This window comes from Edwardsiella sp. EA181011, assembly GCF_000800725.1.
GTDB lineage: Bacteria > Pseudomonadota > Gammaproteobacteria > Enterobacterales > Enterobacteriaceae > Edwardsiella > Edwardsiella anguillarum.
The window spans coordinates 821,857-842,191 of sequence record NZ_CP011364.1 but is presented as its reverse complement, the minus strand read 5'-3'; the positions used below and the strand labels follow the sequence as shown (position 1 = coordinate 842,191).

At 60.2% G+C, this 20,335-nt stretch carries 14 protein-coding genes; 7 read left to right on the top strand and 7 right to left on the bottom strand.

Annotated features, from left to right (window positions below; genetic code table 11):
• Positions 1-27: 27 nt before the first annotated feature.
• Together yigL and pldB are read right to left on the bottom strand one after the other, a co-directional pair.
• On the bottom strand, positions 28-825 hold the full coding sequence (gene yigL, locus QY76_RS03765; protein WP_034163971.1) for a sugar/pyridoxal phosphate phosphatase YigL: 798 nt from the start codon (positions 823-825) through the stop codon (positions 28-30).
• A gap of 16 nt (positions 826-841) precedes the next feature.
• A complete protein-coding gene (gene pldB / locus QY76_RS03760; protein ID WP_071844105.1) occupies positions 842-1,876 on the bottom strand; it encodes a lysophospholipase L2 in 1,035 nt (344 codons plus the stop codon).
• Positions 1,877-2,149: 273 nt separating this feature from the next.
• Between pldB and asd the strand changes: the two genes are divergently transcribed.
• Positions 2,150-3,253: an aspartate-semialdehyde dehydrogenase gene (gene asd, locus QY76_RS03755; RefSeq protein WP_034163973.1), complete on the top strand. Its 1,104-nt coding sequence runs from the start codon at positions 2,150-2,152 to the stop codon at positions 3,251-3,253.
• Here the strand turns inward: asd and QY76_RS03750 are convergent.
• Complete coding sequence (locus tag QY76_RS03750) at positions 3,250-4,989, bottom strand: sensor histidine kinase (protein WP_045426045.1); 1,740 nt, start codon at positions 4,987-4,989, stop codon at positions 3,250-3,252. The two genes, asd and QY76_RS03750, sit on opposite strands and share 4 nt — an antisense overlap.
• A gap of 772 nt (positions 4,990-5,761) precedes the next feature.
• Here QY76_RS03750 and mgtA point away from each other — a divergent pair.
• Entirely contained in the window at positions 5,762-8,473 is a 2,712-nt protein-coding gene (gene mgtA / locus QY76_RS03745) for a magnesium-translocating P-type ATPase (protein ID WP_045426042.1), read from the top strand.
• Between the two features lie 285 nt (positions 8,474-8,758).
• Positions 8,759-10,255, top strand: coding sequence for an inorganic phosphate transporter PitA (gene pitA / locus QY76_RS03740; RefSeq protein ID WP_034163977.1), 1,497 nt, complete (start codon positions 8,759-8,761; stop codon positions 10,253-10,255).
• Between the two features lie 79 nt (positions 10,256-10,334).
• On the opposite strand, the gene QY76_RS03735 is transcribed toward pitA, so the two are convergent.
• Positions 10,335-11,684, bottom strand: coding sequence for a sodium-dependent transporter (locus tag QY76_RS03735; protein WP_174434931.1), 1,350 nt, complete (start codon positions 11,682-11,684; stop codon positions 10,335-10,337).
• Positions 11,685-11,918: 234 nt separating this feature from the next.
• The gene (gene uspB, locus QY76_RS03730; protein ID WP_034163979.1) at positions 11,919-12,254 is read right to left on the bottom strand and encodes a universal stress protein UspB; all 336 of its coding nucleotides are present in this window, start codon (positions 12,252-12,254) and stop codon (positions 11,919-11,921) included.
• A gap of 598 nt (positions 12,255-12,852) precedes the next feature.
• Here uspB and uspA point away from each other — a divergent pair.
• From uspA to gdhA, 3 genes are all read left to right on the top strand, one after another.
• Complete coding sequence (gene uspA, locus QY76_RS03725) at positions 12,853-13,290, top strand: universal stress protein UspA (protein WP_012850148.1); 438 nt, start codon at positions 12,853-12,855, stop codon at positions 13,288-13,290.
• 278 nt (positions 13,291-13,568) lie between these two features.
• The gene (gene dtpB / locus QY76_RS03720; RefSeq protein ID WP_034172537.1) at positions 13,569-15,044 is read left to right on the top strand and encodes a dipeptide/tripeptide permease DtpB; all 1,476 of its coding nucleotides are present in this window, start codon (positions 13,569-13,571) and stop codon (positions 15,042-15,044) included.
• 177 nt (positions 15,045-15,221) lie between these two features.
• Positions 15,222-16,568 (top strand): NADP-specific glutamate dehydrogenase, encoded by a 1,347-nt coding sequence (gdhA, locus tag QY76_RS03715; RefSeq protein WP_045426034.1) that lies wholly within the window; start codon positions 15,222-15,224, stop codon positions 16,566-16,568.
• A gap of 9 nt (positions 16,569-16,577) precedes the next feature.
• Here gdhA and QY76_RS03710 read toward each other — a convergent pair whose 3' ends face one another.
• Together QY76_RS03710 and QY76_RS03705 are read right to left on the bottom strand one after the other, a co-directional pair.
• Positions 16,578-18,044 (bottom strand): HAMP domain-containing sensor histidine kinase, encoded by a 1,467-nt coding sequence (locus QY76_RS03710; RefSeq protein WP_045426031.1) that lies wholly within the window; start codon positions 18,042-18,044, stop codon positions 16,578-16,580.
• Positions 18,041-18,754, bottom strand: a complete 714-nt coding sequence (locus tag QY76_RS03705) for a response regulator transcription factor (RefSeq protein ID WP_034163984.1) — start codon at positions 18,752-18,754, stop codon at positions 18,041-18,043. Before QY76_RS03705 ends, QY76_RS03710 begins: the two co-directional genes overlap by 4 nt.
• A 527-nt stretch (positions 18,755-19,281) precedes the next feature.
• On the opposite strand from QY76_RS03705, the gene QY76_RS03700 reads away from it, so the two are divergent.
• The gene (locus QY76_RS03700; RefSeq protein WP_045426027.1) at positions 19,282-20,274 is read left to right on the top strand and encodes an autoinducer 2 ABC transporter substrate-binding protein; all 993 of its coding nucleotides are present in this window, start codon (positions 19,282-19,284) and stop codon (positions 20,272-20,274) included.
• Positions 20,275-20,335 lie beyond the last annotated feature (61 nt).

Sequence of the window (20,335 nt, the reverse complement as noted above, 5' to 3'; positions counted from 1 at the left end):
CAGCGCGCCCGGCCATTCCGCTTCCGCTTACAGGTACATCTTACGCAGATAGTGCGGTACCGCATCGTCCGCGTTGCTGCCGATCACTGCCATCTGCGGCAGCAGATCCTTCAGGCGCTGATGCGCATCAGCCATGATGCACCCCTTGCCCGCCATGCTCAGCATCTCCATGTCATTCATGCCGTCGCCAAAGGCGATGCAGTCTTTCAGACCATAGCCCAAACGGTGCGCCACAAACTCCAGCGCATGCCCCTTCGACACCCCACCGGCCATCACTTCCAGACAGGTGGGCAGAGAGAAGCTGACGTTCACCCGATCGCCCCAGCGGGCATTGATCGCCTCCTCCAGCGGCAGCAGCCGATCGTGATCGGCGCAGGTGTAATAGACCTTACAGATGCCGTCCGTCGGCAGCATCGCCGGCTCAAAGACATGGTAATGGAACACCGACTCCTGGAAGAACGCCCGCTGAGCGGGATCCTCCCGGTTCATAAACCAGTCATCGTTACGGTAAACGTTGGTCAGGATCTGCGGATCGTCGTGCACGATCGAGAAGAGATCGCGGGCGATATCGGGATCCACGTTGTGGCTGAAGATCGACTCACCTAGCGGGTCGTGCACCCGGGCTCCGTTGGAGGTGATCATAAACGCCTTGATCCCCAGGCTGTCGCGCACCTGCGCGATATCGATATGGTGACGCCCGGTGGCGAAGACGAAGTGCACCCCTTTCTGGGTCAACAGGCGCAGAGTTTCCCGGGCAAAGGGTGTCAGGGTATGAGCGGGCGACAGCAGGGTGCCGTCCATATCCGAAGCTACGATATGATACATAGAGTATGTTCTAACCTCAGCAGGGGTTGGCGGCAATAGGTGCCGGCGATTCAGAAAATTGTTTAAAAAACCGCATGATAGCGGTTAACGCTTCGGCACGCTGGCTGTCCCGTTCAAACAGGATCTCATGGCGTGCACCCTTGATGACCAGCGGCGCACCGCCCCAGGGGGCGTTGCCGGCGGCGGCGAGTGTCTGACAGAAACGCAGCTGTGACGCATTATCCACCACGCGATCCTCTGCGGCCTGCAGCAGCAGCAGCGGCGTGACGATCTCCGGCGCCACGCGCTGGATCCGTTCGGCAGCGGTCAGGCTTTCGGCGACCCACTGATAGGTCGGCCCGCCCACCTGCAGCCGTGGATAGTCAGAATAATAGCGCAAAAAACGACGATACCGCACCCGGCTGTGCGTGAGTTCGTTAACCATAAATGGCAGGGGACGCCAGTAGCCGGTGCCCAGGGCATAGCGGGTACGGCGCGCACGGCGCCGCGTGGCCCAGCTCAGGATGCCATTCGCCAGCCAGCGCGGCAGCGGCAGGCGGATCCCGGTCATCGGCGCACACAGCGCCGCGGCGGTCAGCCCCGCGGGGCGGCGGGCCAGAAACAGGGCGCTGATAGCGCCGCCCATCGAGTGCGCCAGCAAGAAACGTTGCCGATAGGGGCGCGCCAGCAGCTCGCGCTGCCACAGCTGCTGCAGATCATCCACGTAGTCGTCAAAGCGCTCCACGTGGCCGCGGTGCGAGTCGGCCAGCATCCGATCGGAGGTTCCCTGGCCGCGGTGGTCGATGATCACCACGTCATAGCCGCTCACAAACAGATCGTAGGCCAGCTCCGGATATTTCATATAGCTTTCAATGCGACCCGGGGCGATCAGTATCGCGCGGGTGTGCCGCGCATCGCAAAAAGCCACGTAGCGGATCGCAATGCCGTCAACGCCGCAGAATTCGGCCTCCCGACGCCGCTGCCAAAAATCCAGCAGCGGACCGGTCGTAAACGCAGCAAAGCTGCGCTCACGCGTCAGCCAGCCGTGGATCATGGAAGACATCGGTGTCATTGTCATGGTATCGCGCAGGAAAATAAGGGTAGCGCGGTGCGCCGTCACTGCGGGCTATTGTGGCATAAAAAGTGGCCTGCGGGGAGCTCTCCCCCTGCGGCGCGCGGCGCCGCTATTATGAGTCCCGCGCGCCGATCCCGCCGCCGCCATCGAATAAATTCACTTGCGCATCGCGGCACATCTTGTAAGTTTGATGATTATCACACCGTTGCGCGTCGCGCCGGCGCGCGGCGGCCGATCCACAACTCGTCACCATCCAAGGCAGGAGTGCATATGAAAAACGTTGGTTTTATCGGCTGGCGCGGCATGGTTGGCTCGGTGCTTATGCAACGCATGAGCGAAGAGCGCGACTTCGACGCTATCCGCCCGGTCTTTTTTTCAACCTCGCAGCATGGCCAGCCGGCACCGACGTTCGGCGGCCACCGCGGCACGCTGCAGGATGCCTCCGATATCGACGCGCTCAAGGCGCTGGATATTATCATCACCTGTCAGGGCGGCGATTATACCCAGGCCATCTATCCGCGGCTGCGGGCGGCGGGCTGGCAAGGATACTGGATCGATGCCGCCTCGGCGCTGCGGATGCAGGATGACGCCATCATTATCCTTGACCCGGTCAACCACGCGGTGATCGATCGAGGCCTGGCGAGCGGCGTAAAAACCTTTGTCGGCGGCAACTGTACCGTCAGCCTAATGCTGATGTCCCTGGGCGGGCTTTTCGCCGCCGATCTGGTGGAGTGGGTCTCCGTCGCCACCTATCAGGCCGCCTCCGGCGGCGGCGCACGCCATATGCGCGAGCTGCTGACCCAGATGGGGATGCTGCACGGCCAGGTCGCGCCAGCGCTGGAAAACCCGGCCAGCGCGATCCTGGATATCGAGCGCCGGGTCACCGATCTGATGCGCAGTGGTACCCTGCCGACGGATAACTTTGGCGTACCGCTGGCCGGCAGTCTGATCCCGTGGATCGATAAGGCGCTGGATAACGGTCAGAGCCGCGAGGAGTGGAAGGGACAGGCCGAAACCAATAAGATCCTGGCGAGCCCCCAGACGATTCCGATCGATGGTCTGTGCGTCCGGGTCGGCGCTCTGCGCTGCCATAGCCAGGCCTTTACCATCAAGCTGAAGCGCGATATCGCTATTCCAGAGGTGGAGCAGCTGCTGGCCCGCCATAATGAATGGGTGCGGGTGATCCCCAACGATCGCGAGCTGAGCATGCGTGAGCTGACGCCGGCCGCCGTCACCGGCACGCTGGCCACCCCGGTTGGCCGTCTGCGCAAGCTGAACATGGGACCGCAGTATCTGTCCGCCTTTACCGTGGGCGATCAACTGCTGTGGGGCGCCGCCGAGCCGCTGCGCCGTATGCTGAGGCTGCTGCTCTAGTCCGTGCCCTGATGCGGCGCAGGCGCCGTCGACGGGGATAAGGCCTCCGTCGGCGGTGACCACGGCACGCACACCACCACCCGGGTCGAACGCTCCGGCACACAGTCGACCTGCACCCCATAGCGTTCGCCATAGCGCGCCTTGATCCGCCGATCGACCAGGTTCATTCCCAATCCATCGCCGCCCGGCGTCGGCCGATACAGCCCGGCGTTGTCCTCCACGCAGATAGAGACCCGCTCCCCCTCACGCCAGCTGCGGATCTCGACCCGTCCCACGCCGAACAGCTGCGCCGTACCGTGCTTAATCGCATTCTCAACGATCGGCTGTAGGGAGAACGCCGGCAGGCGAACCTCCCGCAGCGCGGCGTCAGAGCACACCGCGACCACCAGATTCTCCGCGAAACGCGCCTTCTCTATCTCCAGGTAGGCGTTCACGTGCTCCAGCTCGTCCGCCAGCGTCACTTCATCACCGTTGCGCTTGAGATTCTTGCGAAAGAACGTCGATAGCGACAGCACCAGGCGCCGCGCATGGTCCGGGTCGCGGCGGATCACCGCCGACAGGGTATTCAGGGCATTAAATAAGAAATGGGGATTCACCTGCGCGTGCAGCAGCTTAATCTGCGACTGGGCCAACAGCTGGGTTTGCTGCTCATACTTGCCCGCCAAGATCTGCGCCGACAGCAGGTGCGCAATCCCCTCCCCCAGGGTTCGGTTGATGCTGGAAAACAGCCGGTTCTTAGGCTCGTAGAGCTTAATCGTGCCCATGACCCGGTTATCCTCACCGCGCAGCGGGATCACCAGCGACGATCCCAGCTTACAGTGCGGGGTGATGGAGCACTGGTAAGGCACCTCATTACCGTCGGCGTACACCACCTGGTTCTGCTCGATGGCCCGGTGGGTATGGTGCGAGGTGATCGGCGAGCCGACCCGATGGTGATCATCACCGATGCCGATAAAGGCCAACAGGCGCTGGCGATCGGTCAGCGCCACCGCACCGACGCCCAGCTCCTCATACAGGATCCGCGCCACCTTCATGCTGTTCTGGCGATCGAAGCCCTGACGCAGTATCCCCTCGGCCCGGGCGGCGATCTGCAGCGCCTTGGCGGAAAAGGCCGAGGTGTATTTATCAAAGATGGCCCGCCGATCCAGCAGAATGCGCATGAACATCGCCGCGCCGACGGTATTGGTGATCATCATCGGTAGCGCAATGTGCTCGACCAGCGCTTCGGCCTCCCAGAACGGGCGGGCGATCGCCAGGATAATCCCCATCTGCAGACACTCGGCCAGCAGGGTGATCGCACCGACTACCCAAGGCGTAAACAGCAGATCAAGACGGTGATGGCGCAGCATGTAGCGGTGCAGTATCCCCCCGACCAGCCCCTCGACCACGGTGGAAATCATGCAGGCCAGCGCCGTCATTCCTCCCATCGAATAGCGGTGCAGGCCGCCGGTCAGCCCCACCAGAAAGCCGACGCCCGGCCCGCCCAGTACCCCGCCCAGTACCGCGCCGATAGCCCGGGTGTTGGCGATGGAGTCATCAATATGCAGGCCAAAGTAGGTCCCCATGATGCAGAACATGGAGAAGGTGAGGTAGCACACCAGCTTATGCGGCAGACGGATAGTCACCTGCATCAGCGGAATAAACAGCGGTGTTTTACTCAGCAGATAGGCAATCACCAGATAGACACACATTTGCTGCAGCAGAGACAAGATCAAATCCATCTGGCTGACGCCCATACCCCCTCCTTCGCCACGGTGCGTCACCATTGTAGGCCGGCGCACTGCCCGCCGCTGCGCGATCGTAGACAAAAAAAAAGCCAGCACCCGACGCTGGCTAAAAAATTGGAAGCAATGTGAGCAATGTCGTGCCTTCCCGGTGGAGGTGAAGCCACCACCCGAAAAACAAGTTAATGATAATCATTATCATGTGATGATGTAAAGCGCTTTTGTAAGAAAGTGCGAGCCATGCAATACATCACTACCTATTGATACTTAATAATTTTATCTGTTTTTGCTCCCGCGAAGGGATGGAAAGGATAACTTTGTTAACCATTGGTTTAACTCTGTACGGTTTACAGCTCTCGCGGGCAGAACTATAGTTAGCCCACTTTTTAGTTGGTGGAGATACCCTCTTTGGACAGTCAGAGTCATCAGGACAACACGCACTTATCCTTGGCAAGCTGACCATCTTCACGATGTGCTGCTTGCCGAACCCAGGCGGGCAGCAACACTTCATATCGAACTGCTGCATACCCTTAGTAATGACACGCGCGCTGCGCACCGCGCTCGCGTAAATGCGGACAGTTATCATGCTGTTTTATACCCAGGCACTGTTTCCTCCGGGCGAATAAGCTTCGCCGCGGCGTGCATTATGCCGTCGCACCCCTGAAGCGCTGCGCATAACGACACAAGATAGGTCACGCCCAGCGTTTCCCTACGCCTCACACGTACAGACACCTTTTGCCGGGCGGCAGGGGTGTGCTTAAAAACAGCACATGAGTAGCGCATTATGACTCAGATGATCGATCAAAACACCGCGGTTCTTAACGGCCGCCGGGAAAAACAGACAAAGCGCCACGCTATCGCCGATGAAGCCCGCGTCAGCCTGGACGCCACCCTGGCCAACCTCTCCGCCAATACGCTGGGGCTGGAGGAGGACGACGCCCACGAGCGCCTGCAGCTGCACGGCCCCAACCAGGTCGCCCATGAAAAGGCGCCGCCGGCGCTGATTCAGTTCTTCATGGCGTTCAACAACCCCTTTATCTACGTGCTGATCGCGCTGGCGCTGATCAGCTTCTTCACCGATTACTGGCTCCCGCTGCGTCATGGCGAGCCGACCGATCTGACCGGGGTGATCATCATTCTGGTGATGGTCTCCCTCAGCGGGCTGCTGCGCTTCTGGCAGGAGTTTCGCACCAATAAGGCCGCCGAGGCGCTGAAGTCCATGGTTCGCACCACGGCGACCGTGCTGCGGCGCGCCCACCCGTTTGCCCAGAGCGAATGCCACGAGATACCGATGCAGCAGCTGGTGCCGGGCGACATCATTCTGCTCTCCGCCGGCGATATGGTACCGGCTGACGTAAAGCTGATTGAGTCGCGCGACCTGTTTATCAGCCAGGCCGTGCTGACCGGAGAATCCCTACCGATCGAAAAATATGATGTGACTGCCAGCGTGCGTGAAAAGTCCAGCGCACCCTGCGGCGCCGAAGGCAGCCTGCTGGAGCTGGCCAACGTCTGCCTGATGGGCACCAACGTCTCCAGCGGTACGGCCCGGGCGGTCGTGGTCGCCACCGGCAACCGCACCTACTTCGGCTCGCTGGCCAAATCCATCGTCGGCATACGCTCGCAGACCGCGTTCGACCGCGGCGTTAACAGCGTCAGCTGGCTGCTGATCCGCTTTATGCTGGTCATGGTGCCGATCGTGCTGCTGATCAACGGCTTTACCAAGGGTGACTGGACCGATGCCGCGCTGTTCGCCCTGGCCGTCGCCGTCGGACTCACGCCGGAGATGCTGCCGATGATCGTCAGCTCCAACCTGGCCAAAGGCGCCATCACCATGTCGCGGCGTAAGGTGGTTGTGAAGCGCCTCAACGCCATCCAGAACTTTGGCGCCATGGACGTGCTGTGCACCGATAAGACCGGTACCCTGACTCAGGATCGTATTATTCTTGAGCACTATCTGGATACCCAAGGCGTCGAAAATCCTCGCGTTCTGCAGCTGGCCTGGCTGAACAGCTATCACCAAAGCGGTATGAAGAACCTGATGGACAAAGCGGTGATCCGCTGCGGCCAGGATAAACCGGCCATTGAGGCGATGGCCGGCTACAGCAAAATCGACGAGCTACCGTTTGACTTCAGCCGGCGCCGTCTCTCTATCGTGGTCAGTGATGAGCAGCAGAACCATACGCTGATCTGTAAGGGCGCCGTCGAAGAGATGCTGGCCATCGCCAGCCACATTGAAGAGCAGGGCCAGGTGCAGCCGCTGGATAAGGCGCGCCGCGCCGCGCTGCAGTCGCTGGCGGAGGGGTATAACCGTCAGGGATTCCGCGTGCTGATGCTCGGCACCCGCGAGCTCGGCCGCGATGGCTGCGCGTTTCCTCTGAGCATTGCCGACGAGCGCGACCTGACCCTGTGTGGCCTGCTGACGTTTCTGGATCCGCCGAAAGAGTCCGCCGCCACCGCCCTGGACGCGTTGCGCGAAAACGGCGTCGTGGTCAAAGTGCTGACCGGCGATAATCCGACCGTCACCGGCAAGATCTGCCAAGAGGTGGGGCTGACGCCGGGCGAGATCCTGCTGGGCAGCGATATCGAAAGCATGGACGACCAACAGCTGGCGCAGGAGGCGGAGCAGCGTACCGTCTTCGCCAAGCTGAGCCCGCTGCAAAAATCCAGGGTACTCAAAGCGCTGCAGAATAATGGCCACACCGTCGGATTTCTCGGCGATGGCATCAATGACGCCCCGGCGCTGCGCGACGCCGACGTCGGCATCTCCGTCGATACCGGAACGGATATCGCCAAAGAGTCGGCGGATATCATCCTGCTGGAGAAGGATCTGATGGTGCTGGAGCAGGGGGTGATCACCGGCCGTGAGACCTTCGGCAATATCATCAAATACCTGAACATGACCGCCAGCTCTAACTTCGGCAACGTGTTCTCCGTGCTGGTCGCCAGCGCCTTCATCCCGTTCCTACCGATGCTGGCCATTCAACTGCTGCTGCAGAACCTGCTGTACGATCTGTCGCAGATGAGCCTGCCGTGGGACCGGATGGACAGGGAGTTTCTGCGTAAACCGCGGAAGTGGGACGCCAAAAACATCGGCCGTTTCATGCTGTGGATCGGGCCGACCTCATCCCTATTTGATATCGCCACCTACGCCCTGATGTGGTATGTGTTCTCTGCCAACAGCGTTACTCATGAGTCGCTGTTCCAGTCCGGCTGGTTCATCGAGGGACTGCTGTCGCAGACGCTGGTCGTGCATATGCTGCGCACCCAGAAGATCCCGTTCATTCAGAGCTGCGCCGCCCTGCCAGTAATGCTGACTACCGGAATCATCATCGCGCTCGGGATCTATATTCCCTTCTCGCCGCTGGGACACTTTATCGGCCTGCAGCCGCTGCCGCTGACCTACTTCCCGTGGCTGGTCGCCATCCTGCTGAGCTACTGCATCCTGACGCAGCTGATGAAGCGTTTCTATATTCACCGCTTCGGTCAGTGGTTCTAACCCCCGCGGCGCGCTGCCATATCACGCAGCGTGCCGCGATTGCTCGGGTAAAAATACGCCGGGATGGTGCTGATAAACAAGGAAATGCCATAGAAAACCCCATCAGCTTATAAAATATTTTTAGCAGCATAATTCTTATAACTTTATGAAATACTAAGAGTAGTCTTAACTTCCCGCCCGCTTTTGCCGCCGACAAATCAAAAAAACGTCATATTTTACTTTTCCCCACCCAGTCTTCTCGCCGATAATGCGCCGCGTTCATGTCCACAAACTGGCGTAACGCATATGCTACATCTCTTTGCAGGGCTAGATTTCCATACTGGCCTAATGTTAGTCCTCGCGCTGCTCTTTGTGCTGTTCTACGAAGCCATCAACGGCTTCCACGATACGGCCAACGCGGTCGCAACCGTGATTTACACCCGTGCCCTGCGCTCGCAGATCGCCGTGGTAATGTCCGGTATTTTTAACTTCCTCGGCGTCATGCTGGGCGGCCTGAGCGTGGCCTATGCCATCGTTCACCTGCTGCCGACCGACCTGCTGCTGAACGTGGGCTCCGCCCATGGACTGGCCATGATGTTCTCCCTGCTGCTGGCGGCGATCATCTGGAACCTGGGAACCTGGTATTTCGGCCTGCCGGCCTCCAGCTCCCACACCCTGATCGGGGCCATCATCGGCATCGCGCTGACCAACGCGCTCATGACCCATACCTCCGTGGTGGATGCGCTGAACATCCCGAAGATGATTGAGATCTTCCTCTCGCTGATCATCTCGCCGATCGTCGGCCTGCTGCTGGCCGGTCTGATCGTCTGGATGCTGCGCCGCTACTGGAGCGGAACCAAAAAACGTCGCCGTATTCATATGACGCCGGCCGAGCGTGAAAAGATCGATGGCAAACGCAAGCCGCCGTTCTGGACCCGTATCGCCCTGATCGTATCGGCTATCGGCGTCAGCTTTTCCCATGGTGCGAACGATGGACAGAAAGGGATCGGTCTGCTGATGCTGGTGCTAATCGGCGTCGCCCCGGCCGGTTTCGTGATGAACATGGACGCGACGGGGTACGATATTGCCCGCACGCGCGATGCCATTACCCACCTGGACCAGTACTATCGTCAGCATCAAGCTGAGCTGAGCCACGTCATCAGCGCGGAGCCGGAAGTCCCGGCCAGCGAAGAGGCCAACGGCAGCAAGATCTTCCACTGCGACCCCGCCCGGGCCCAGGTCGCCATCGCCAGCGCGCAGGGTATGCTGACCGATCTGCAAAGCTACGATCAGCTGAGCGTCGATCAGCGCAGCCATATGCGCCGCCTGCTGATGTGCGTCGCCGACACGGCCGGTAAGGTAGCCAAGCTGCCGGAAACCAACGAAACCAATAAGCGCTTCCTGACCGATCTGCGCAAAGATCTGCTGGCAACGGTGGAATATGCTCCGATGTGGATCATCGTCGCCGTTGCCCTCGCCCTGTCGCTGGGCACCATGGTCGGCTGGCGTCGCGTCGCCACCACCATCGGCGAAAAGATCGGGAAGAAAGGGATGACCTACGCGCAGGGGGTCTCCGCGCAAATGACCGCCGCGGTCTCCATCGGCGTGGCCAGCTACACCGGGATGCCTGTCTCCACCACCCATGTACTCTCCTCTGCGGTCACCGGCACCATGCTGGTCGACGGCGGCGGCGTACAGGGCAAAACGGTGAAGAACATCCTGCTGGCCTGGGTGCTGACGCTGCCCATGGCGATCATCATCTCCAGCCTGCTGTACTGGCTGGCGCTCACCTTCGTGGTCTAACGGCCCGCTAAGCGATAAAAAAGCCCGCGAATGCGGGCTTTTTTTGGCCGATAGGCGCTGGGCCGCATGCGTCCGCGCCTTACACCACGCCATGCAGCAGAATAACCCCAATGCACAGCGGCGCGGCGTAGCGCCAGGTAAAGCGCAGGGCGTGACGCCAGTGCGCCGGCAACGTCTCCGGCAGCAGCGCCTCCAGGCGCGACGACCAGCCAAACAGCAGACAGATCGCGATGGCGAACAGCGGCATCATCAGGTTAGAAGTCAGAAAGTCCAGCCAATCGAACAGAGTACGCCCACCCAGAGTGTAGCGCGCCAGCGGCCCAAACGAGAGGGTCACCGGGATCCCCGCCGTCATGATGCCAGCGCTGACCAGCAGGGTGGCGTTACGCCGCGACCACCCCCAGCGTCCACAGGCAAATGCCACGATATGCTCCAGCAGGGAGATCGACGAGGAGAGCGCCGCCAGCAGCAGCAGCACAAAGAACGCCAGTGCCCACAGGCTGCCAAACGGCAGATGGGAAAAGAACACCGGCATCGTCATAAAGGTCAACCCCGGCCCGGCGCTGGGGTCCAGCCCGGCCGCGCTCAGCGCGGGAAAAATCATCAGCCCGGCCAACACGCACACCAGGCAAGAGAGCGCCACCACCCACAGACTGGAGCGGGCCACGCCGCGGCTGTCCGGCAGATAGGCGCCATAGGTGGTGTGGATCCCCAGCCCCACCGACAGGGAGAAAAAGGCCAGGCCCAGCGCATCCAGCACGCTTTTCCCGCTCAGATGGCTAAAGTCGGGCTGCAGGAACATCCGCAGGCCGGCACCGGCGCCCGGCAGCGTCACGCCGATCGCGATCAGCGCCACCATGATCAGCAGCAGCAGTGGCATCATGACCTTCACCGCCTTCTCGACGCCGCGCTGTACGCCGCCCAGCACCACATAGCCGGTCAGGGCGGCAAACAGCAGGTGGGTCAATACCGGCCAGTAGGGATCGCTGATGTAGCGGCTAAACAGCGCCTGGAGCGCAGACGCATCGCCGCTCTGCAAGCGGCCGGCGCCGGCCAGCAGCGTATAGCCGACGGTCCAGCCACCGACCACGCTGTAAAAGCTATAGATACATCCGCTGGTCACGATACCCAGGATACCCACCCATCCCCAGCGGCGGCCGCACATCTGACTGAACGCCTTCACTACACTCTGGCGGCTATGGCTGCCCAGCAGCGTTTCTGCCATGAACACCGCCAGCCCCAGAGTAAAGCTAAACAGCAGAAACAGCAGCAGAAACGCTCCGCCGCCGTTGGTGGCCGTCACATAGGGAAATTTCCAGATGGCGCCGATACCGATCGCCGATCCTGCGGCGGCCAGGATGTGCCCCACCCGCGATGACCACTGGGGACCGCGGGCGGCCGTCTGGCCACTGGCTAACATTTGACTCATAACATCGCTCCGGTTGAATTACGGATCGCCGGAGTTCGTCTTGAGGGTATCTGCAACAAGGCCGCCATCCGGCGGCCCTGAAAGAATGAATGGTGTGCGCAGGCCGCCCTAGGTGCTAAGGAGAAGAAGTAGGTTTAGCAGGCGACGCTGGGTTGACATGGTCATCGAATCCATCATGAAAAGTTCCTCTCCACCCTATAACAATCCCAGGCATTAGGCAACGCCCGTTTCCCCTCAGTGCCAGAGCGTCAGCGCAATCAACGCGACCACCACCAGCCCGCACAGGGCGCTGGTCAGCATAAACTGACGGCGCAGACGCTCGCAGCGGCGGATAAACTCCCCGTCATGGTGATCGCAGTAACGGCGCTCATAGATATAGCGCACCAGGCGCAGCTGTTTGCTGGGTTGGCCGTGGCTGGTAAAGAAGCCGCCGCCGTCCACGTACTGGTACAGCAGCGGATCGCAGCCGCGCAGCACCACCAGCAGGGCGCGCAGGGAAGAGTAATAACGCAGCATGTTGACCACGCACACAATAAACAACGCCCAAAATAACGCGACGGTATTAATCATGGTTTCCCCTCCCGGCATCCTCACGGCGTAACCTCCCTGCCGTGGACGCCCTATCCAGACAGACAACGCCGGCACAGCTGACTCGCCCCGGCCCACGGTGTTGTTATGAAGAGACGGCGAGCCCCGGCGTGCGGGGTCTCCAGTTCTTAGTGTAGGAAATCTGGCGGCAACCCGTACAGAGATCACAAAAATTATTTATATATCGCGTGGCACGCCGGAGTTCTCTACGCTATAGGTTATAGATTTCATTATATATTCGCGAAATCAGCCACAAAAATAGCACCATAGGCATGGGGATTCCGGGGATAAATCAACTTTTCCACGTAATAGGGAAACAGTGCTTGATTTACCCTGCGGCTATCCTTATAAAAAATGGGTTAATTATATTACCTGGCACGCTCCTGCAGTCACGGGGCGCCGTTTACAACTGACTCCGGTCACGGTCTTCTCCGGGATGGTCATACAAAAAACTACCCTGTGAGCCGCACGACACATCTCGCTGTCCGGACAGTGCTAATATACAGGCATCGCCAGCGCACCCACCGGGGCGGACGAAACCTGTCATCACCGTTAATCGGCTTTAGGAAGGAGCTATCTTATGGCTTATAAACACATCCTGGTTGCTGTAGACCTTTCCCCGGAAAGTAACATACTGGTCGAAAAAGCCGTATCCATGGCACGCCCCTACGATGCCAAGGTTTCGCTGATCCACGTAGACGTCAACTATTCCGATCTGTATACCGGCCTGATCGACGTTAACCTGGGCGATATGCAAAAACGCATCTCCGATGAAACGCACCATGCGCTGACCGAACTGTCGCAAAACGCAGGCTATCCGATTACCGAAACCCTGAGCGGCAGCGGCGATCTTGGTCAGGTGCTGGTGGATGCCATCAAGAAATACGATATGGACTTAGTCCTGTGCGGCCACCATCAGGACTTCTGGAGCAAGCTGATGTCCTCCGCCCGCCAGCTGATTAATACCGTTCATATCGACATGCTGATCGTTCCGCTGAAGGATGAAGAGGACGACTAACGTCACGTCGCTCGTTCCACGCTTTCTTTACCACGCCGGCGCGTCTCTACGCGCCGGCGTTTTTTATTTTGGCCGCAGCGTATCCCCCGCCCATCAGGATAGTGTGATCCGCCACCAAATTCGCGCCATTTCAAAACAATAAACTATAAAATAGCCGTACATGCCGCATTTAATGCAGCCCATCTGCTTATAAAATGGCATTCTATTTCACGGTATCGTGGCGTGACAGGCCACGCCGACCCTTTTCACGACATAACAATAATCCGAGATCAACCACAATGAACAACACCGCGCCCGGTTTACTTCACCAACCCAAGCCCTTCTTCATGATCTTCTTCGTTGAGCTGTGGGAGCGCTTCGGTTATTACGGCGTACAGGGCATTCTGGCCGTCTTTTTCGTCAAACAGCTGGGCTTCTCTCAGGAGCAGGCCTTCATCACCTTCGGCGCCTTTGCCGCGCTGGTCTACGGCCTGATCTCTATCGGCGGCTACGTCGGCGACCATCTGCTGGGCACCAAGCGCACCATGGTGCTCGGCGCTATCGTGCTGGCGCTGGGCTACTTTATGACCGGCATGTCGCTGCTGAAGCCAGAGATGATCTTCATCGCCCTGGGTACCATCGCCGTCGGCAATGGCCTGTTCAAGGCGAACCCGGCCAGTCTGCTCTCCAAATGCTACCCGCCGAAGGATCCGCGCCTGGATGGCGCCTTCACTCTGTTTTACATGTCCATCAACATCGGGTCGCTGCTCTCCCTCTCCCTGGCGCCGATCATCGCCGAACGCTTCGGCTATGCGGTGACCTATAACCTGTGCGGCCTGGGATTGATCATCGCCCTGCTGGTCTACTTCGCCTGCCGCGGCATGGTACGCAACATCGGCTCAGCGCCGGATCATCAGCCGCTGAACTATGGCAAGCTGCTGCTGGTGCTGGCCGGGGCCGTCGTAATGATCTTTCTCTGCGCCTGGCTGATGCACAACGTCGGCGTCGCCAACATCGTGCTAATCGCGGTCTCCGCGGTGGTGCTGTACTTCTTCTTCCGCGAAGCCTTTAAGCAGGATAAAACCGAGCGCAATCGGATGTTCGTCGCGTTCATCCTGATGGTCGAAGCCGTCCTGTTCTACATTCTCTATGCGCAGATGCCGACCTCGCTTAACTTCTTCGCCATCAATAATGTCCGTCACGAGCTGCTCGGCTTCGCCATTAACCCGGTCAGCTTCCAAGCGCTCAACCCGTTCTGGGTCGTGGTGGCCAGCCCGATCCTGGCCTCGATCTACACCCGCCTGGGCAGCCGCGGCCGCGACATGACCATGCCGACTAAATTTACTCTGGGAATGCTGCTGTGCTCTCTGGGCTTCCTCACCGCCGCCGCCGCGGGCATGTGGTTTGCTGACGCCCAGGGGTTAACCTCTCCCTGGTTTGTGGTGCTGGTCTACCTGTTCCAGAGCCTCGGGGAGCTGATGATCAGCGCGCTGGGGCTGGCGATGGTCGCCGCGCTGGTGCCACAGTACCTGATGGGCTTTATTCTGGGGATGTGGTTCCTGACCCAGGCCGCCGCCTTCCTGCTCGGCGGCTACGTCGCGACCTTCACCGCGGTGCCGGCGGGGATCCACGATCCGCTGCAGACCCTGCCCATCTATACCGGCGTCTTCGGAAAGATCGGTATCGCCACGCTGATCGTCACGCTGGTGATGGCGGCGATGGTGCCCTGGCTTAACCGGATGATGAACACACCGGCCGATGGCCAAAACGCCTAATTATTCACTTCTCGACAACGCCCTGACAGCACAGGGCGTTGTTCTTTTTTTCTCCCGATAAAACTCCTTGCGCTGCCCGCGTGCTGCGATGCTATAGTCCCAAACAGCCTATTTTTTAGGCTGCCGGCAGGCATCTGCGACACAACGAATGCAATTCTATAATAACAAGGAGTTTTTATGGCTCACCTCGCATCAGTCGATCAATTCATGCAGCGTGTCCAGCTGCGCGACCCCCATCAGCCGGAGTTTGCACAGGCCGTCCGTGAGGTCATGACAACCCTGTGGCCCTTTCTGCAGCAGCATCCCCACTACCGCGACAGCGCCCTGCTGGAGCGGCTGATCGAGCCGGAGAGAGTGATCCAATTTCGCGTCAGCTGGGTGGACGACCGTAACCAGGTGCAGGTAAATCGGGCCTGGCGCGTGCAGTTCAGCTCGGCCATTGGGCCATTCAAGGGCGGAATGCGCTTTCATCCCTCGGTCAATCTGTCGATCCTCAAATTTCTCGGCTTTGAGCAGACCTTTAAAAACGCGCTTACCACGCTGCCGATGGGCGGGGGAAAAGGCGGCAGCGATTTTAACCCCAAAGGGAAAAGCGCCGGTGAGATCATGCGCTTCTGCCAGGCGCTGATGACCGAGCTGTATCGCCATCTCGGCGCCGATACCGACGTGCCGGCGGGAGATATCGGCGTCGGCGGGCGCGAGGTCGGCTATATGGCGGGGATGATGAAAAAGCTTGCCAACAGCACCGCCTGCGTATTTACCGGCAAGGGACTCTCCTTCGGCGGCAGCCTGATGCGCCCAGAGGCCACCGGCTATGGGCTGGTCTATTTTACCGATGCCATGCTCCAGCGCCATGCCATGGGGCTGGAGGGCATGCGCATCGCCGTTTCCGGCTCCGGTAACGTGGCGCAGTACGCCATCGAGAAGGCGATGGCGCTGGGCGCCAGGGTCATTACCGCATCGGACTCCAACGGCTGCGTGGTCGATGAGGCGGGATTTACCCCGGAGAAGCTGGCCCGCCTGTGTGCGATCAAGGCGACCCCGGATGGGCGGATCGCCGATTACGCCCGCGAGTTTGGCCTGATCTATCAGGAGGGGTGCCAGCCTTGGCACGTGCCGGTCGATATCGCGCTGCCCTGCGCCACCCAGAATGAGCTGGATGCCGACGCCGCGCGCACCCTGATCGCCAACGGCGTGCGCGCCGTGGCCGAGGGAGCCAACATGCCCACCACCATTGAGGCTACCGACCGGTTTTTAGAGGCCGGCGTCCTGTTTGCTCCCGGCAAGGCGGCCAACGCCGGCGGGGTCGCGACCTCAGGGCTGGAAATGGCGCAAAACGCCGCCCGCCTCGGCTGGCGCGCGGAGGAGGTCGATCGCCGTCTGCAGCAGATCATGCTGGATATCCACCAGGCCTGCGTCGACTACAGCGGCGGTCAGAGCGGGCCGGTGCACTACGTGCGCGGCGCTAACATCGCGGGCTTCGTGAAGGTCGCCGACGCCATGCTGGCGCAGGGCGTGCTGTAGCCCACAGCCCTACAGCGGCAGCGACAGGCGGAAGCAGGCGCCCTGTCGCTGCCGCGCGATCAGGGCGATATCTCCGCCGTGCAGCTCCAGCATCCGTTTCACAATCAGCAGCCCCAGCCCGCCGGTGCCGTAACGCGCCCCGCTGGATGACAGCGGCCGCTGGAACAGCGCGCTGCGCAGCCCATCGGGTACGCCGGGGCCGCTGTCGCACAGCTCAACCCACAGCCGCCGCTCCTCCTGCCATAGGCGTACGACGATGCGCCCCTCCTGCGGCGTATGGCGCACGGCGTTATCCAGCAGGTTGGTCAGTACCCGCTCCATCATATGGATATCAGCCGAAATCAGCGGTAGGCCGGTCGCTACGTCGGCGCTCAGCGTCAGGCCGCGGGCCTCGGCCGCCAGCTCAAACTTTTGAAACACATCCTGCAGCAGCTCGCTAAAAGAGAAAGGCTCGCGCTGCGGCTTCACCGCACCGTACTCCAGGCGCGCCAGCTCAAACAGCTGCTGCGCCAGACGCCCGACCTTCTGGCTTTGGGCCAGCGCCGTATCCAGGTAACGCCGTCGATCGGCGGCGCTCAGGGTATCCCGCTTCAGGCTCAGCGTCTCCAGATAGCCATGCAGCGACGTCAGGGGCGTGCGCAGATCGTGAGAGACGGTGGTGATAAACTCGCGCCGCTGGCGATCCTGATCGGCCAGGCGCTGCCACTGCTCGGTGATCCGCCGCGCCATGCGGCCAAACGCCCGCTGCAGCTGGGCGACCTCATCCTCGCCGCGGATCTGCTGCAGCGCGGCCAGCGTCGCAGGCTGTACGGTCTCCAGTCCCTCGTGCTCCAGACGCCCCACCTGACGCATCAGGGCGTGAACCGGGCGGGTGACCCAGCGGTAGACCAGCAGCCAGGCCAGCAGCCCACAGATCAGGATCAGGGCTATCGACCAGCCCGCCATGCGCCAGGCGGAACCGAACCGGACGTCGTCGCTCAGCCGGCTATAGTTCTCTCCCAGCAGCACCACATACAGATAGCCGCGCGTATGGCCGTTCAGCGATAGCGGCGCGGCGCTAAACACTTTACGGGCGTCCGGGCTGCGCGGATCGTCGCCGTACAGCGGCAGCGGTTTTCCCGCCAGAAACGCCGCGATCGGCGCCAGACTGACCTGATGGCGCACGATACGCCCCGGCGGCGCCGCGTCGCCGATGATCCGCCCCTGCTCATCCAGCAGATAGACCTCCACGCTGGGGTTCACCGCCATCAGCTGATCGAACAGGTTTTTTACCGACGCCGGGTTCAGGCCGTCGGCCTGCAGCAGCGGGTTATGCTCGGCGATATGACGCGCCAGGTTCGCGGACAGACGCTGGATCACCTGCTGGCTATACTGCGTATTACTGCGCAGCTGCAGCCAGCCGGTCAGGGCGCTGCACACCAGCAGCAGCAGGGCAAACACCAGCGCCAGACGCTGCGACAGGCTCAGGCGGCTCATGCCGCCCCCCCTGCGTCGGCGAACCTGTATCCGGCGCCCCAGACGGTCAGGATCAGCGCCGGCTCGGCGGGATCGGCCTCGATCTTGGTGCGCAGGCGGTTAATATGGGTATTGACCGTATGCTCGTAGCCGTCGTGCTGGTATCCCCATACCTTGTCCAATAGCTGCAGGCGTGAAAATACCTGCCCGGGGTGACGGGCAAAGAAGTACAGCAGATCGAATTCGCGCGGCGTGAGCTCGATCGGCCGCTCGCCCACCCACACCGCCCGCGCCATGGGGTCGATGGTCAGCGGGCCATAGCTCAGGCGTCCCCCCTCCAGCATCAGGTTGCGGCCCATCGCCTCCTGGCGACGAAACAGCGCCTTTACGCGGGCGACCAGCTCAATCATGGAAAACGGCTTGGCCAGGTAGTCGTCGGCCCCCAGCTCCAGCCCCAGCACCCGGTGAACCTCGCTGGATCGGGCGCTGGTGATGATGATCGGGGTATAGCGGGTCATGGCGCGCACCCGACGGCAGATATCCAGCCCATCCACGCCCGGCAGCATCAGATCGAGGATCAGCGCGTCCCATCCGCCCTGTTCAACCAGCGCCATTCCCCGATCGCCGTCGGCGGCGTGGGTCACCTGGTATCCCTCATCGCACAGATGCAGCGTCAGCAGTTCGGCAATCAGCGTATCATCCTCTACCACCAGAATTCGTTTTCCCGTCATCACCGCTCCCCCATCAACGTTTTTTCCAGTCTACATGGCCTGCCGGGGACGAGTTATCACATTTTGTTTATAACCCCATCCCCCGACGATATGGTGTTTACTTTCAGTCAAAGCAACGGAAAACGCTCCCGCTTGACGGAGGCGCACACCGCGAGTGGGGTGATAGATAGCATTCGCTACCGCAATAATTTTCATGAATCTGAATTGCATTATCGTTTCATCTCACAAATATAAACATTCACCGATCATCGCTCATCCGATGCATACTTTTTGCGTACCACTGAGGTCTGAAATGTTAATTGATTGATAATAAAATGATCCTAATAGCATGATATTTAACATTTTTCGGGTAATAAAATTACGGAGACCGTTAACTCATACCGTTTTTTAACCGTTATTTTTCCATTATTTTACAATAATGGGTATGAATCACGTTTTATCACCCATGAGCAGCAAATCGTTTCCATTCTTCATTACCCTTTCCGTCATGAATTTTCCCGGGCTCTTACAACAACAAAGGTTCAGCCATGAAATTCAAACTCGCCTTGCTCACTACCGCCCTTGCCTCTGCGTGCATGTTTTCAGCCCCGACGTTTGCCGCAGAAAAGGCAGAAAAGCATGACATTGCCGTGGTCGCTAAAGTCACCGGTATTCCGTGGTTCAACCGCATGGAAACAGGGGTAAACCAAGCGGCGCAGCAGCTGGATGTCAACGCCTATCAGACCGGCCCCGCCACGCCTGACCCGGCCCAGCAGGTCAAGGTTATCGAGGATCTGATCGCCAAAAACGTGGATGCCATCATCGTGGTGCCAAACGATGCCAAGGTGTTGGAGCCGGTGCTGAAGAAAGCGCGGGACAAGGGGATCGTGGTACTGACCCATGAGTCACCGGATCAGCAGATCGGCCAGTGGGATATCGAAACCATCGATAGCCAGAAATACGCGCAGGCCAACGTCGACGCGCTGGCCAAGGCGATGGGCGGCAAAGGGGGCTATGCCATCTACGTCGGCTCCCTGACCGTACCGCTGCACAATACCTGGGCCGACTACGCCGTGAAGTACCAGAAAGAGAAGTATCCAGAGATGTTCGAAGTCACCTCGCGCCTACCGGTGGCCGAAAGCATCGATAAATCCTATGCCACCACCCTGGATCTGATGAAGACCTATCCCCAGCTGAAGGGGATTATCGGCTTTGGCTCCCTAGGCCCCATCGGCGCAGGTCAGGCGGTAGCCAAGAAACGCGCCAAGGATAAAGTGGCCGTCGTCGGGATCGCCATGCCATCCCAGGCGACGCCTTATCTGATTCGCGGCGATATCAAGCAGGTATTGCTGTGGGATCCGAAAGACGCGGGCTATGCGCTGGTGACCGTGGCCGATCGCCTGCTGCAGGGCCAGGAGGTCAAACCGGACCTGAGCATTGAAGGACTGGGCAAGGCGGATGTAGATACGAAAGATCACGTCATCCGCTTCAATAAAATATTAGAAGTGACCAAAGATAACGCCCAGTCACTCGGTTTCTGATTCCGGCTCACGGCCGCCATCACCAGGGAAACCAACGCCGCCGGCCGCGCGGGCCGGCGCT

Bases quoted from the DNA above. Each gene is read 5' to 3' on its own strand.
- uspB (WP_034163979.1), bottom strand. From the start codon at position 12,254: ATGATTAATACCGTCGCGTTATTTTGGGCGTTGTTTATTGTGTGCGTG.
- QY76_RS03735 (WP_174434931.1), bottom strand. From the start codon at position 11,684: ATGAGTCAAATGTTAGCCAGTGGCCAGACGGCCGCCCGCGGTCCCCAG.
- pitA (WP_034163977.1), top strand. From the start codon at position 8,759: ATGCTACATCTCTTTGCAGGGCTAGATTTCCATACTGGCCTAATGTTA.
- mgtA (WP_045426042.1), top strand. From the start codon at position 5,762: ATGACTCAGATGATCGATCAAAACACCGCGGTTCTTAACGGCCGCCGG.
- QY76_RS03700 (WP_045426027.1), top strand. From the start codon at position 19,282: ATGAAATTCAAACTCGCCTTGCTCACTACCGCCCTTGCCTCTGCGTGC.
- QY76_RS03705 (WP_034163984.1), bottom strand. From the start codon at position 18,754: ATGACGGGAAAACGAATTCTGGTGGTAGAGGATGATACGCTGATTGCC.
- QY76_RS03710 (WP_045426031.1), bottom strand. From the start codon at position 18,044: ATGAGCCGCCTGAGCCTGTCGCAGCGTCTGGCGCTGGTGTTTGCCCTG.
- QY76_RS03750 (WP_045426045.1), bottom strand. From the start codon at position 4,989: ATGGGCGTCAGCCAGATGGATTTGATCTTGTCTCTGCTGCAGCAAATG.
- dtpB (WP_034172537.1), top strand. From the start codon at position 13,569: ATGAACAACACCGCGCCCGGTTTACTTCACCAACCCAAGCCCTTCTTC.
- yigL (WP_034163971.1), bottom strand. From the start codon at position 825: ATGTATCATATCGTAGCTTCGGATATGGACGGCACCCTGCTGTCGCCC.
- gdhA (WP_045426034.1), top strand. From the start codon at position 15,222: ATGGCTCACCTCGCATCAGTCGATCAATTCATGCAGCGTGTCCAGCTG.
- pldB (WP_071844105.1), bottom strand. From the start codon at position 1,876: ATGACACCGATGTCTTCCATGATCCACGGCTGGCTGACGCGTGAGCGC.
- uspA (WP_012850148.1), top strand. From the start codon at position 12,853: ATGGCTTATAAACACATCCTGGTTGCTGTAGACCTTTCCCCGGAAAGT.
- asd (WP_034163973.1), top strand. From the start codon at position 2,150: ATGAAAAACGTTGGTTTTATCGGCTGGCGCGGCATGGTTGGCTCGGTG.